Source organism: Corynebacterium sp. HMSC034H07 (genome assembly GCF_001815175.1).
Lineage (GTDB): Bacteria > Actinomycetota > Actinomycetes > Mycobacteriales > Mycobacteriaceae > Corynebacterium > Corynebacterium hiratae.
Genome location: NZ_KV819494.1, coordinates 1 through 463 on the forward strand (window position 1 = coordinate 1; position 463 = coordinate 463).

At 59.4% G+C, this 463-nt stretch carries 1 pseudogene; it reads left to right on the forward strand.

Going from position 1 to position 463, the window contains the following annotated elements:
* Nucleotides 1–143: 143 nt before the first annotated feature.
* Nucleotides 144–463, forward strand: a pseudogene (locus HMPREF3009_RS01620) (IS21 family transposase); the annotation flags it as partial.

Below are 463 nucleotides of genomic sequence, written 5' to 3' on the forward strand. Positions count from 1 at the left end.
TGTTGCGACCGGCTATTTGGTAGCAGTGTCGTGACTATCTGGTAGCGCTTCAGTGAGTATCTGGTAGCAGCTCAGGGCGCTCGGGATGATACTTCCGGTAGCCGCACCACTCGGGTGCGGCGCGTACTGGAAGGAGTCCGCTGATGACGGATTACCGTGCGGTGATGACGCTGCTGATTAGGAAGCGTTCTTACCGCCAGATTGAAGACCAACTCGGGTGCTCGCACCGCGCGATTTCCCGAGCGAACCAAGCGCTGCGAAGCCTTGGCTTGACCACTGCCCAGCAGGTCGCGGCGTTGACGAATGACGAGCTGGACGAGATATTCGTTGACAAGCGCAGTAGCGGGCAAGGCGAGTTCGTCCCGATTGACTTTGACGCGGTCGTCAAAGCACGCACAGGGCGTGTGAAGCAAACACTGCAAGTATTGTGGGCTCGGTACACCACGATCCCCGCCCAGCCGGG